The sequence below is a fragment of the Microcystis sp. M_QC_C_20170808_M9Col genome, from assembly GCF_007095495.1.
Classification (GTDB): domain Bacteria; phylum Cyanobacteriota; class Cyanobacteriia; order Cyanobacteriales; family Microcystaceae; genus Microcystis; species Microcystis aeruginosa.
Genome location: NZ_SFBZ01000089.1, coordinates 1 through 13,534, shown reverse-complemented (window position 1 = coordinate 13,534; position 13,534 = coordinate 1). Strand labels below are relative to the sequence as shown.

At 42.0% G+C, this 13,534-nt stretch carries 8 protein-coding genes; 6 read left to right on the top strand and 2 right to left on the bottom strand.

Features of this window, described 5'->3' with window-relative positions; genetic code table 11:
* The first annotated feature begins 4 nt into the window (after window positions 1-4).
* Both EWV68_RS05780 and EWV68_RS05775 read left to right on the top strand, forming a co-directional pair.
* On the top strand, window positions 5-862 hold the full coding sequence (locus EWV68_RS05780) for an amino acid ABC transporter substrate-binding protein (protein WP_061432569.1): 858 nt from the start codon (window positions 5-7) through the stop codon (window positions 860-862).
* A 12-nt stretch (window positions 863-874) separates the two neighbouring features.
* Complete coding sequence (locus tag EWV68_RS05775; protein ID WP_287169136.1) at window positions 875-2,281, top strand: DUF2079 domain-containing protein; 1,407 nt, start codon at window positions 875-877, stop codon at window positions 2,279-2,281.
* Here the strand turns inward: EWV68_RS05775 and miaA are convergent.
* Both miaA and ftsH3 read right to left on the bottom strand, forming a co-directional pair.
* A complete protein-coding gene (gene miaA, locus EWV68_RS05770) occupies window positions 2,223-3,170 on the bottom strand; it encodes a tRNA (adenosine(37)-N6)-dimethylallyltransferase MiaA (protein ID WP_287169135.1) in 948 nt (315 codons plus the stop codon). The genes EWV68_RS05775 and miaA overlap by 59 nt on opposite strands.
* 603 nt (window positions 3,171-3,773) lie before the next feature.
* The gene (ftsH3, locus tag EWV68_RS05765; RefSeq protein WP_147071163.1) at window positions 3,774-5,627 is read right to left on the bottom strand and encodes an ATP-dependent zinc metalloprotease FtsH3; all 1,854 of its coding nucleotides are present in this window, start codon (window positions 5,625-5,627) and stop codon (window positions 3,774-3,776) included.
* Window positions 5,628-5,899: 272 nt separating this feature from the next.
* Here ftsH3 and EWV68_RS05760 point away from each other — a divergent pair, with 272 nt between their 5' ends.
* The 4 genes from EWV68_RS05760 to EWV68_RS05745 form a co-directional block, all read left to right on the top strand.
* Window positions 5,900-7,147 (top strand): RNA polymerase subunit sigma-70, encoded by a 1,248-nt coding sequence (locus EWV68_RS05760; protein ID WP_287169134.1) that lies wholly within the window; start codon window positions 5,900-5,902, stop codon window positions 7,145-7,147.
* A 2-nt stretch (window positions 7,148-7,149) separates the two neighbouring features.
* On the top strand, window positions 7,150-8,277 hold the full coding sequence (locus EWV68_RS05755; RefSeq protein WP_287169133.1) for a DUF1822 family protein: 1,128 nt from the start codon (window positions 7,150-7,152) through the stop codon (window positions 8,275-8,277).
* Between the two features lie 15 nt (window positions 8,278-8,292).
* A complete protein-coding gene (locus EWV68_RS05750; RefSeq protein WP_287169132.1) occupies window positions 8,293-10,755 on the top strand; it encodes a CHASE2 domain-containing protein in 2,463 nt (820 codons plus the stop codon).
* Window positions 10,756-10,986: 231 nt separating this feature from the next.
* Window positions 10,987-13,534, top strand: a 2,548-nt coding sequence (locus tag EWV68_RS05745; RefSeq protein ID WP_287169131.1) for a tetratricopeptide repeat-containing serine protease family protein, incomplete at its 3' end; no start/stop codon positions are given.

Genomic DNA, 13,534 nt, shown 5'->3' with positions numbered 1-13,534 from the left:
AGTCATGAAATTAATCATTCTTACTCTCGTTATTTTATCTAATTTTTTTGCTCCCCTCCCAGCTAAGTCTGAAACGGTTCTAGAAAAAATTAAACGCACGGGATTATTAGAAGTAGCTATGAGAGAAGATGCCATTCCTTTTGGCTATCGAGATAGTAATAATAATTTGCAGGGATTATGCTTAGATTTTATCCAATTGCTCAGAGGGGAACTAAAGCATAAATTAAACCTCCAGATCATCAGTGTCAAAATTTATAAATCAACTTTATTTAATCGCTTCCAGTTATTGGAAAATAAAACGGTTGATTTCGAGTGTGGTCCCAATAGTATCAGAAAAAATATACCTGATGGTGTCAGTTTTTCTCGTCCTTTTTTTGTCACTGGAACTCAGTTTTTAGTGAGGAGTGATAATCAGAAGAATTTTAACTTTTCTTCGTCCTTAGAAGGTATAAGTATTGGAGTTTTGCGAGATACCAGCACTCAAGAATTATTAAGACAAAAATATCCTCTTGCTACCTATCAAGAATTTCAAGGAGTGACGGGAAGACTGCGGGGTATCCAAAGTTTAAGAAGGAATAGAATAGATGCTTTTGCTAGTGATGGCATTCTGCTAATTGGAGAAGCTGTCATTCTCGGTTTGTCCTTAGAAAAAGATTATAAACTTATCCCGCGCAATCCTTTAAATTGTGATTATTATGGTTTCATTCTTCCCGCTAATGATCCCCAATGGCAAGATTTTATTAATGGGGTTATCGTCACCAGTGAGAACAGAAATATTTTTAAAACATGGTTTACTGAAGTTGCTGCCTATTTTATACATACCTGGCAGTATTGTCGTAATAACCCCGAAAAATCCCAGTAAAACTTAATGATTATGTACAAAAAAAATGATTTATTTTGGTTAATTGGTTGCGCGACAATAATCCTGTTTGTTTGCAGTGCTATCAGACATATTTTATTTCAATCTAATGCTCTCGATCTTGGTTGGTTCGATCAAGGAGTTTACCTAATTTCTCAAGGTAAACCACCGATTATATCTTTTGTTGACTACCATATTTTAGGCGATCACATCGCTTTTATTCTCTATCCTATAGCCTTACTTTATAAAATTTATCCTAGCGTTTATTGGCTGCTTTTCTTACAAGCTTTTTCCCTTTCTCTTGGTGCTTTTCCCCTCTGGCAATTGGCAATAGAAGCGGGATTAAAAGAAAAACAAGCTTATACATTAGCCTTAGTTTATCTGCTCTATCCCCTAATTTTTAATGTTAATCTCTTTGATTTTCATCCCGAAGTTATCGCAGTGCCAGCGATTTTTTGGACAATTTTAGCGGCAAGATTAAATAATCTCTGGGGATTTTGTCTAGGAATCATTGTTATTCTCGGTTGTAAAGCAATTCTCTCTTTAACATTGTTGGGAATCGGTATCTGGTTACTTCTCTGGGAAAAGAAAAAAATCTCGGGAATAATTGCTATTATTAGCGGCATTCTTTGGTTTATTATCACCACGAAGTTATTAATTCCTCTCCTGACAGGAAAATCAGCAGTTATTGAAATGGCCGATTCTCGATATAGTTATCTAGGAGATAGTTTACCAGCAATTATCTTTAATCTTTTCCTCAAACCCGATCTTGTCTTGGGAAAAATCTTTACTGGCAATAATCTAGAATACCTAATCCTATTAATTATTCCCTTAGTTTGGGGTTTATCCTGGCGCTATTCTGCCCCAATAATTGCCGCTATTCCCGCACTCGCTTTAAATTTATTAGCAGATCATGCCCCACAAAAAAACTTAACCACTCAATATTCCCTGCCAATTTTGCCCTTTTTATTTCTAGCGGTTATCGCCACTTTAGCCCATAATAGTAACTGGTTGAAGCAGCCTAAATGGATAATTACTTGGGCAATTATTGCCTTTTTTGCCTTAGCTAAATACGGCTATTTTTGGTCACTGTATTTAAATTCCCTCGATACTTGGTCCGCCACCCAAAAAGCTCTAACCCAAATTACCACCAGTGAGAGTGTCTTGACTACTTCTAGAATTGCCCCCCATCTTACCCATCGAGAAATGATCAAATTAGCGATCGAAGGTTCCCAATCCCTAGATTTAAATCAATTTAATTACATCCTACTCGATCGCCGTCATCCCGGTTGGTCTAGTTCACCAGAACTAATTGATGATCACTTAAATAAACTGAATCAAAATGAGAACTTTCAGTTAATCGTTAATCAGGATGATGTGTTTTTATATCGGGCCTTGACAACCCCTCAAGAAACAAAATAATTTTTCGTTCCACCGATTCCAATAAATTTTCTTTATCGACGGGAAACCAGACAATATCAGCATCGGCACGAAACCAAGTGCGCTGACGTTTGGCAAATTGACGGGTGTGGAGGATAATTAGATCGATCGCCTGTTCTAAAGAAATTTCCCCGAGCAGATATTGCTTAATCTCTGCATAACCCAAAGTCTGCAAAAGTGGCAAATCCCAACCGTATTTATCCCCCAAATTCTGCACCTCTGCTACTAATCCCCTGGCGATCATTTGATGAGTACGAACAGTGATCCGCTTGCCTAAACTTTCTGGGGAACAATCTAAACCAATTTGTAAAATCGGATAAGTGGGAGGATTTTCTCCCTGCTGACTAGAGATAGGTTTTCCTGTCAGATAAAAAACCTCTAAAGCGCGTAAAGTCCTTACCTGATCATGGGGATGAATTTTTTTAGCAGCCTCCTCATCTACCTGGGTCAGAATTTGATAAAGATAGGATTGTCCTAAAGCTTGTAATTGCTGTCTTAAATCCGCTTGAGGAGAAACCCTCGGTATTTTTAAACCTTTGACAATGGACTTGATATAAAGTCCCGTACCACCGACCAAAAACAGAGGAGAATAGTGGAGAGTGGTGATTAAATCCTCAGCTTGTTCTTGGTACTGTGCTAGGGTAAAATTATCTTGAGGAGCGCAAATATCAATTAGATAATGGGGAATCCGCTGACATTCTTCTAAGCTAGGTTTAGCGGTACCAATATTAAATTCTCGATAGATTTGTCGGGAATCGGCACTGAGAATTACTGAATTAAACTTTTCGGCCAATTGTAGTGCCAAACTGGATTTTCCCGTGGCAGTTGCCCCACAAATAACAATTAAAATAGGTAAAGAGGAAGTAGTCATCGACGCTACATGACAGTGAACAGTAATCAGTGAACAGTAATCAGTAATCAGTAATCAGTGAACAGTAATCAGTAATCAGTAATCAGTGAAAAGACAGGACTGTTAAGTTAAGTGGGTGGGTGGAATTAAATATAAGATCAACGTAGGTTGGGTTGAAGCATGAAACCCAACGTCCGCTCATGTTGCGCTACCGCTAACCCATCCTACAAATAATTGTGCCTCCCTACTTAAGACGCATTTAAACTGGGTATTGTGAAGCTGATTAACAGGGGTACATCCCACATTAATTATCAGTGACTCTTAAATTATTACAGATATATCAGCAGCTATCTGTAAGCATCCCACCGAAAAACTAATGCGCTTCGGGGTTTGGGTAGGGTTGATTCATGAATCAACCCTACCTTGAATCAACCCTACCTTGAATCAACTTTAGGAGAAAGTTTCCGCTTAAAAATCCCAAATTACATGAGTAGAAAACGGGTTTCTCCGAGAAACCCGTTTTCTCTGTGTGGGATTGACAAAAATTGAGATGCACCCGATTAACAGCTATCAAAAAAAACAGCACCCATCAGGATGCTGTTTGTCAAGAAAATGTTACAAAACTTAAGCTAAAGCCGCCATTTTCACATCGTTATTAGCGAGGATATTTTGCAACTCCTCTGCGTCCACGGTTTCTTTTTCCACTAACATTTGCGCTAACTGGTCTAAGATGGCGCGGTTATTGACTAAAACCTCTTTAGCGCGACGATAGGCCTGTTCCACTAGGTTACGCACTTCCTCGTCAATAGCTGCCGCAGTTTCATCGGAGAAATCTCGATCGGAAGCGATATCACGACCTAGGAAAACATTACCATTTTGACGACCTAAGGCCACCGGTCCCAGGCGATCGCTCATGCCGAAACGAGTGACCATTTGCCGCGCTACTCGTGCCACCTGTTGCAGGTCATTAGAAGCACCCGTAGTCACTTCTTCCTCACCGAAGATAATTTCTTCAGCTAAACGACCCCCCAAAGCTACAGCCATCTGATTTTGCAGATAAGCGCGAGAATATAACCCGGATTCCATGCGATCCTCGCTGGGAGTGAACCAAGTTAAACCCCCAGCGCGACCGCGAGGAATAATACTAATTTTCTGGACGGGATCGTAATCCGGCATTAAAGCACCCACCAAAGCGTGACCAGCTTCATGGTAAGCAACTAAAGTTTTGCGTTTTTCGCTCATGACGCGATTTTTCTTCTCAGGACCTGCCAGGACACGATCGATCGCATCGTTGATCTCATCCATAGAAATCTCGGTTAAATTGCGACGTGCCGCTAAAATTGCGGCTTCGTTGAGCAAATTAGCTAGATCGGCACCGGTAAAACCGGGGGTACGACGGGCGATTTTATCGAGATCCACGTCTTGGGCCAAAGTTTTGCCTCTGGAGTGGACATTAAGGATTTCCTTACGGCCAGCGTAATCGGGACGATCTACCACCACTTGGCGATCGAAACGACCCGGACGTAATAAAGCGGCATCCAGCACATCAGGACGGTTAGTGGCGGCGATAATGATAATACCTGTGTTACCTTCAAAACCGTCCATTTCCGTTAATAATTGGTTGAGGGTTTGTTCCCGTTCATCGTTACCACCCCCTAAACCGGCACCCCGTTGACGACCGACAGCATCAATCTCATCGATAAAAACTATACAAGGTGCATTCGCTTTCGCTTGTTCAAATAGGTCGCGGACGCGAGAAGCACCCACCCCGACGAACATTTCCACAAATTCCGAACCGGAAATGCTAAAAAACGGGACTCCTGCTTCTCCAGCTACTGCGCGAGCGAGTAGGGTTTTACCAGTCCCCGGAGGACCGACTAAAAGGACTCCTTTGGGGATTTTTGCCCCAATTGCCGTGAAGCGATCGGCATTTTTCAGGAAGTCCACTACTTCGTTTAATTCTAATTTTGCCCCTTCAATCCCGGCCACATCACCGAAAGTAACCTGGGTTTGGGGTTCCATCTGTACTCTTGCTTTCGATTTGCCGAAGTTCATCGCTTGGGAACCGGGGCCACTTTGGGCGCGACGGAGCAAGAAAAATAGACCAACAAGAAGCAAAATGGGGAAAAAGAGGCTACTGAAGGCTCTTACCCATACTCCTTCTTCTCTTTGGGGCAGTACGGCAATATCAACGTTATTTTCTGCCAAAATGTTGATTAATTGCGGATCGTTGGGCAGGTTAACCAATACATTCGTACCGTCTTGGGTGGGTACGATCGCTCGTTGCCGGTCGGCACTTAAGCGCACGGTTTCTACTTTACCTTCCCGTACTTCCTGTAAAAATTCACTATACTTCCAAGTTTGTTGCACTGCTGGCTGGCGATCGAAGAAAGCTGAGGCCAAGGCAAGGACTACGATTAACAATAGGGCATATAGTCCCGCATTGCGCCATTTTTTGTTATTACCGTTTTTGTTCACGCTGTCGAACTCCTGATAAATTGGGGATGATCTTATCGGTTGTTAAGGGGTTGTTAACTTATGTTAACGTTTCTCAGGAACAGTGGACAGGTTTTTTTTTAATATGCCCGTTCTGGTCCGCCATGGGGGTTAGCTGTTGGGGGTTGGGGAGTATGTCAATGTGACTCTCCTAGACCGAGTATGATCAATTTGTAACAAAATGCCAAAATACTGCATAAAAGCTGCAAGTGGAACGATAGAGAGTTTAGTTGACCTCCACGGGGACTAGCTAGATGAAAAAACGAGAGACTTTGCTGGAGAAGTTTTGTTGCTTTTTAGTTTTGCAGCAAAATAGGACAGAATGGAATTGCGATCGGCGTTTGCGTCGTAACATGGAAAGCTATGGCCCAATCGATCCTAATGTCGAGTCCGAGGAATATTGGTCTCTATTCTTTCACCAACAGTATCAGAATCACGGTTCCCAAAATCATCTTTTTCGTGGGCATTTATACGCTTATTTACAGGAACCTTGCTACTGGGCTGCTGCCGAAATCTATCAAAAATATCAAGCTAAACTAGATTATCAGATCGAAGACTACTTTAACGAAGGAATTCTTGGTTTTGAGGCTATCTTAGCTGACTTTAAGCCTTTATTCTCCACTCGCTTCGATAATTTTGCCACTCAGAGGATTAAATATCGCTTAATCGATCGCATCCGTCAGATTAGTCAAGCATTCGGCCATAATACTTGGAGCCTACTACTTAATTCTACCGGAGCGCGTCTCAGCCAAGCTCTCCAGGCGAGGGGATTAGTGGGAGAAACTCTCGAAAATTACCTTTTAGCTTGGGATTACTATAAAGAAATTTATGCCCAGGCAAAAATAAAAACCGATGGTAAAATTCAGGAACCTAGTCCAGAAATCTGGCAAAAAATCGCCGCTGCTTATAACTCGGATAGCCACTCTACCATCAAAATCAGTTCTGCGACAATTAACCGATGGTTAGAGGATGCGGGACAAGCTATTTTTGATTATTTATTTCCCCAAGGAAAAACAATTTCTCTACAGCAACCTTTAGGGGGTGAGGAAAGTAGCACGAGGGAGGAAATGATCGAAGATACTCTCCATGATACCCCTTGGCAGCAATTAGAAGCGGCGGAAAATTTTCGCGAGTCGCAACAAAACCACCAAAAAATTCTAGCTTGGTTGCGGGCAGAAATTCAACAGATTTGTCAGCAGCCGCAACAGGTAAAACTGCATCCGCAAATTCAGTTAATTCTAGAGATGACTTATGGTTCAGGGTTGGGACAAGTGGCAATTGCCGCTAAGATTACAGAAATCACCACGGTGGTTATCAAACAATATCAGGTTTCTAGGGAACTGGATAAAGTTTATCGTCACCTCGCTAAAAAGTTTTTACCCTGGGCCACCGAAAACCTGCATATTCCTTCCCAGTCCCACGATAGAGAAGTTATTAGTAAGGCAATAGAACCATGGCTAACATACTACTATCAAACCAGCGCAACAACTCAGGAGGATTAATTATGGTTAATGATTGGTTAGAACTAACTCCTGATAGCATTTGGCTAGAAATACCCGCCGATATTCAAGAGATAAGTTGGGCAAAAAGTGCCAGTTTTACTGATGCCAGTATTCGTCAGAGATTTTATATTAATTATCTCTGTCAACAAGTTATTTTTAACTATCTACAGTCAGGGATGCCTGGGGTTAGCTTAGTAGAAAATCAAGAGGATTTCTGGCAACTAGGAGTTAATGGTTTTACCGTTAAATTAGGCGAAAAGTCAGTAATAGTTATTGCCAGCGAAACTCTGGATCTAGAAGCGATCGAAATTCCTCAAGAATGGGTAGATATTCCTCAATTAATTGGTGATTATTATCTAGCGGTACAGGTAAACACTGCCGAAAGTCATCTGAGAATTTGGGGTTATACTACCCATAAAGATATTAAGGAAAAAGGACAATATATTAAGCGTAATCTTAACTACTCTCTACCGAGAAATCAACTGCAATCAGGATCAGATTCTTTGGATTTATGGGGAGAGTGTCAATTACAACCAGTGAGGATTGAACCGGAAAAGATGGAGGAAAAACTATCTTTAGATAGATTGACAACCTTACTAGACATCTTAGCTAATCCTCAGTTAATCTTTCCCAGAAAAGCTATTGCTTTTCAAGAATGGGCAGCAGTAATCGTCAATAGTAACTGGAGAAAAATTTTAATTAACCGTCGGCAAAAATCCCCCGTCAAGTTAACCAATTGGTTTACTGATAATTTCCCCATTGATTGGCAAAGTATCCTCGATTTTAGCTCACTGTCACTGGTTCCAGCTTTCAAAAATACAGAAATTAAACGCATCAAAGATTTAGGAGTAGAATTACTGGGAAATTCCCTCGCTTTGATGATTACTATCGCTAAAATTGAAGAAATATTTAGCCTGCAAGCGACTGTTTACCCCACGGGAGAAACAAGCACTTTACCCCCCCATTTAAAATTAACTATTCTCACCGAAAATGGTCAGGTTTTTCGAGAAGTAATTGCCACAGATAACGATGAATTTATTCGTTATCGATTTGATGCTGAATTGGGGGATAAATTCTTTATTGAAGTGGCTTTAGAATCGGCAAGAGTAACCGAATATTTACAAGTATAAGCGAGGAAAAACTTAATGATTAAACTCTTAACTCTCGAACTAGATGGCACATTCGATCGGGGATTTAAAGTAAAATTAGAAATTCGTCCCGATCTTAATTCTCGTCCCCAAACTGTGATCAAAGCAAGGCTACCAGCTAATTTAGAGTTATTAACTCTTTACCGTCAATGGCAACGTCACTATAGTGAATTAGAGGGATTTTTTAAAGTCTTAAAAGATAGCAATCCCCAACAAATTACCAATAGTTCTCAGCAGAGTTTAGTTTTTAAAAACTGCCAAGAAAAAGCCAAATTATTTGAGGATCACTTAAACAAATGGTTGAATAATAGCCCAGAATTTGAACCGATCAAAACCGCAATTCTGCGCTCTGGTAATAACTTTCGTATCTGGTTACAAACCGATAATATCTGGCTGCAAAGATTCCCCTGGGAAAAATGGGAAATCCTCCAAAATACTGGCGCAGATATAGCCATTATTGTCTCGGAATACGATACCCTAGCCAGACAATTAAGAAATCATGAAAAAATTCGGATTTTAGCCATTTTAGGCTATGCCACCGACTTAAGATTTCTCGAAGAAGATCGCAAAACTTTAGACGATATTGCGGGAAAAGCAGGAGCAGAAATTATCTGGGAAAAAGCCCCTCACCCGCAAAAATTAAATCAGTTATTGCGTCAAGAAACTTGGAATATCCTCTTTTTTAGCGGTCATAGTGCCAGTACAGAAGATGGTCAAGATTGCGAAATTCAACTAACAGAAACTCATAAATTAAAGATAGCTGATTTTAGCTTTTCCCTGGGAGAAGCCACTAAAAACGGGTTAAAGTTAGCGATATTTAACTCCTGTGATGGTATTGGTTTGGCACAACAACTATCCCGGGAAAAAGGGATGGCATTACCCCATCTAATCTTTATGCGCGAGAAATTACCCGATCCCGTTTCTCCCAAATTTCTGCAATACTTTTTAACCGCTTTTACCAATAATAAATCTCTCTATAGCGCCGTACATGAAGCCCAAAAAAATCTGCACGATGACTGGGAAAAAGACTATCCCTGTGCCAGTTGGTTGCCCGTAGTTTGCCCCAATCCCACCGAAGAACCCCCCACTTGGCATAGTTTTAGTAACTCCCCTAAAAAACAACAAAATTGGCGACGATTTGCTCTAACTTTCGGTTTAGGTTTAGCCGTAACGATGACAGTCTTGGCAATAAGAGAAACAGGAATTTTAGAACCCTTAGAATTAAATATTTATGATCGTCTGATGCAACTAAAACCCAAAGATAAACCCGATGAAAGATTATTAATTATTACCATCGATCGCCAAGATTGGGCCTATCAAGATCGCATGGGGATGAAAAGACCAACAATACCCGGAAGCGATCAAAAACGTTCCCTCGCAGGAGAAGCATTATCGCAGCTTTTAAATAAATTACTGCCCTACGAACCGCAAATTATCGCCTTAGATATCCTCCGTCCCATCGCTGCCAGTCAAGATTATCCACCCCTAGCCAAACAATTACAAAATACTCCTAATTTTATCTCGATTTGTAAGTTTAATAATTACCCGCAACCGGACGGATTTCCCCCACCACCGGAACTGCCAAAAAATCAGAGTGGTTTTAGTAACATAGTCCCAGACGAAACCATTGCCGGAGTTCCCCGAATTCGTCGTTTTTTATATCAGGCAAAACTCGATCGCACCTCTCCCTGTCTTCCCCCGGATTCTTTGGCCAAAGTTGACTCAATGTCCTGTAATTTTAAAGATTATGCTCCTAGTTTTAGTCTCCTAATTGCCAAACGATATCTAGAATCCCAGAATCAAGATTTTGACTGCAATAAACTGGAGCGGGGAATTCTAGAAATTAATATCGGGGATACTCATCTCGGTGACTGGCTACAATCCAACCGCGGCCCCTACAGAACCAGTCAATCCGATACCCGATCCGGCCGTCAAGTTATGCTCGCTTACCGTCGAATCGCCGATAATGGCATCGATGCAATCATCAAAATTGCTCCGAAAAAATCTCTCCGACAGGTTTTAGATCCGGGTTTTAATTCCGAATCAGTCCGGGAAAAAATTGTCCTGATTGGAGTAACAGAACCCGGGATCGATGATTTTTTAACCCCCTTTAGTCGCAACCCATCGGAAGCAATTCCGGGGGTTTATTTGCACGCGCACGCAGTCAGTCAAATTCTCGATACAATGACAGGAAAACGTACCTCGATCGCTTTTTGGAATCCCCTACAGGAGGCTTTCTGGGTGTTGGGTTGGTCCCTGGTGGGGGGATTATTAACGTGGCGTTTTCTTCGGGTAAAAACGATACTTTTGACAGTGGCGATCGCTGTGATTTCCCTTACTGGTATCGGTTGGCTTCTCTTTAGTTATTTCGGTCTCTGGGTTCCGATTATCCCCCCAGCGATCGCAATTCTCACCACCTCCGGTATCTTCTTTTTTCTTCGTTCTTACTACTTAAAATAGCAAGGTAAGGCTTGCTGAAAAAGTACGGGCGAAGCATTCGGATAGAAAATCTCCGGTTTCACCGATAGGTTATTGCCCGAATGCTTCGCCCCTACAGGACCCGGGCCGATGAAGACGCAAGGTTTTGAAGCACGATTCTCTCAAAATCTTGCACCTGTTTCACGAGAAAAACGACAAAACTCTTACCTTGCCTACATTTCACATTTATTCAGCAAACTCTAGGTAACAGCCATGATCAAACCTTCGATCGCCCTCATCCTTCTTTTCTCCCTACTGCCTCAACCCGGGTTAACCCTTATCACCCCGGCTGCCGGAAATATTTCTAATCATCCCATTCTGACGGCACAGGGCGATCGGGAGCTTACCGAAGAGCAATTCCTACAACGAGTCACCGTTCGGATTACTAGCGAGACAAATCGGGGATCGGGGACGATTATCGCTAAAAAAGGCGATAATTACCTTATCCTAACCAACGCCCACGTTACCCGCAACACGAAAACCCTACAGGTACAAACTTACGACGGCCACAGCCGTGCGGCCCGCATTGTCCCCAATTCCCTATCGGAGAATCAAGATCTCGCCCTGCTGGAGTTTAGCGATACCCGGGACTATGCGATCGCCACCATCGCGGAGTTTACCCCCAATCAAGACAGGATCGGTTTAGAAGTGGTGGCCGCGGGATATGTTGCCGAAACGGGACAGTATCGGACGACAAAGGGAACCCTCGAACAGGTGAGCGATCGACCCCTCCGGGATGGCTACAGCGTCGGTTATAGTGGCGATATCGTGCAGGGAATGAGTGGCGGCGGCATTTTTGTTGATGGGGAGTTAATCGGCATTAACGGGCGATCGGCCCATCCGATTCTCTCTAACTACATCTACGAAGACGGTACGAAACCCACAGACGCAGAAATCCAACAGATGAGAGCGGTTAACTGGGGCATTTCCATCAATACCCTATTAACCTACATCCGTCCCGAAATCCTCAGCGCCTATAACCTACCTCTACCGCCGGTGAACCCCGATATAGAAACCACCGCCTATACTGGCTATATCGCCGAATTAGAAACAAAAGCCAAGGGTTTCACCGTCCGGATCGATAGTACGAGCGGTGGAAACGGTAGCGGTGTCATTATCGCTAAAGAAGGGAATATTTACACCGTCCTAACCGCCGATCACGTCTTCTGCGAGAAGGAAAAAAGTCAAGATGCTGCAAGTAAACCTTGTCTCAATTTCACCTACACCGTCGTCACCAGCGACGGCAAAACTCGAAACATCGAGAAAAGCACCATCATCCGGCAGGAAGGGGTAGATTTAGCAGTTTTTCAGTTTGAAAGCCTGGACAATTATCCCGTTGCGGAAATAGCGAATTATAACCCAAATACCGGTGATTTTGTTTTTGCGGCAGGCTTCCCCAAAATTGGCGACAATCCCTCGAAATGGTTGTTTAGTGGCGGTGCAATTCTCGAGAAAGAAGAGGGATTAATACAAACCCGCCAAAGTCCTTTAAGCACTCAACAAGGGGGAACATTACAAAGTGTTGCTTCTTTAGAAGGAGGGTATGAATTAGTTTATACCAGCATCACATTTGGGGGCATGAGTGGCGGTGCAGTCTTAGACTCCCAGGGGAGAGTAATAGGGATTCATGGAAGTTCGGAAACAGCAGGGGTAACGGAAATTCAGTTAGGGTTGAGTTTAGGGATTCCCATTAGCACTTTTATCGGATTGCAAGAAAGATTGAAGGTAAAACCGCAATTATTAACCACTGCTCAACCCCAAGTTAGTCAGCAACAACAACAAGAAATTATTCAAGCGATTACTGGTGTTATTGTTCCTAATACCAATGCGAAGGCGGATATTTGGATACAAAGGGGAGGACAATTATGGCGGTTAGCAAGGTATGAGGAAGCAATTAAAGCCTTTGATGAGGCGATTAAGCAAAATGAGTCCGAGAATGTTTATTTAGCTTGGTACGGGAAGGGATTAATGTTATTTGCATTACGCGAAGATCAAACAGCTACAGAAGCTTTGCAACAAGCGATTAATACCTTACCTAAACGGGAAGATTTAAAGGAGTTTCACAGTAGTATTTTACAACAGCAAAGTGCAGTTTATCGCTATTTAGAAAATTATGAGCAAGCATTAACGGTGATTAATCAGGCGATTTCTCTGGTTCCCAATAACCCCAATTACTATAACGAGAAATGGGCAGTATTAAGTGAATTAAAACGCTATGATGAGGGATTAGCGGCGATTAATCAGGCAATTAATCTCGCTCCCCGTGCTGCTTGGTATTACAATCGGGGGAATCTTTACTATTACCAGCAGAAATACGATTTAGCCCTCTCTGACTACGACAAAGCTATTGAACTTAATCCTAATTATGCTTATGCTTACTACAATCGGGGGAATCTTTACAAAAACTTGCAAAAATACGAATTAGCTTTAGCTGACTACGACAAAGCTATTGAACTTAATCCTAATTATGCTAAGGCTTACTACAATCGTGGGGTTCTTTACTATGACCAAAAAAAATACGAATTAGCTTTAGCTGACTGGAACAAAGCTATTGAACTTAATCCTAATTTTACTGATGCTTACTACAATCGGGGGAATCTTTACTATAACCAGCAGAAATACGATTTAGCCCTCTCTGACTACAACAAAGCTATTGACATTAATCCTAATGATGCTGGTGCTTACCTCAATCGGGGGGGTCTTTACTCTTACCAACAAAAATATGAATTAGCTTTAGCTGACTTCAACAAAGCTATTGAAA

Excerpts from the sequence above, each read along its gene's own strand:
- EWV68_RS05780 (WP_061432569.1), top strand. The coding sequence starts at position 5 with ATGAAATTAATCATTCTTACTCTCGTTATTTTATCTAATTTTTTTGCT.
- EWV68_RS05775 (WP_287169136.1), top strand. The coding sequence starts at position 875 with ATGTACAAAAAAAATGATTTATTTTGGTTAATTGGTTGCGCGACAATA.
- miaA (WP_287169135.1), bottom strand. The coding sequence starts at position 3,170 with ATGACTACTTCCTCTTTACCTATTTTAATTGTTATTTGTGGGGCAACT.
- EWV68_RS05760 (WP_287169134.1), top strand. The coding sequence starts at position 5,900 with ATGAAAAAACGAGAGACTTTGCTGGAGAAGTTTTGTTGCTTTTTAGTT.
- EWV68_RS05755 (WP_287169133.1), top strand. The coding sequence starts at position 7,150 with ATGGTTAATGATTGGTTAGAACTAACTCCTGATAGCATTTGGCTAGAA.
- EWV68_RS05750 (WP_287169132.1), top strand. The coding sequence starts at position 8,293 with ATGATTAAACTCTTAACTCTCGAACTAGATGGCACATTCGATCGGGGA.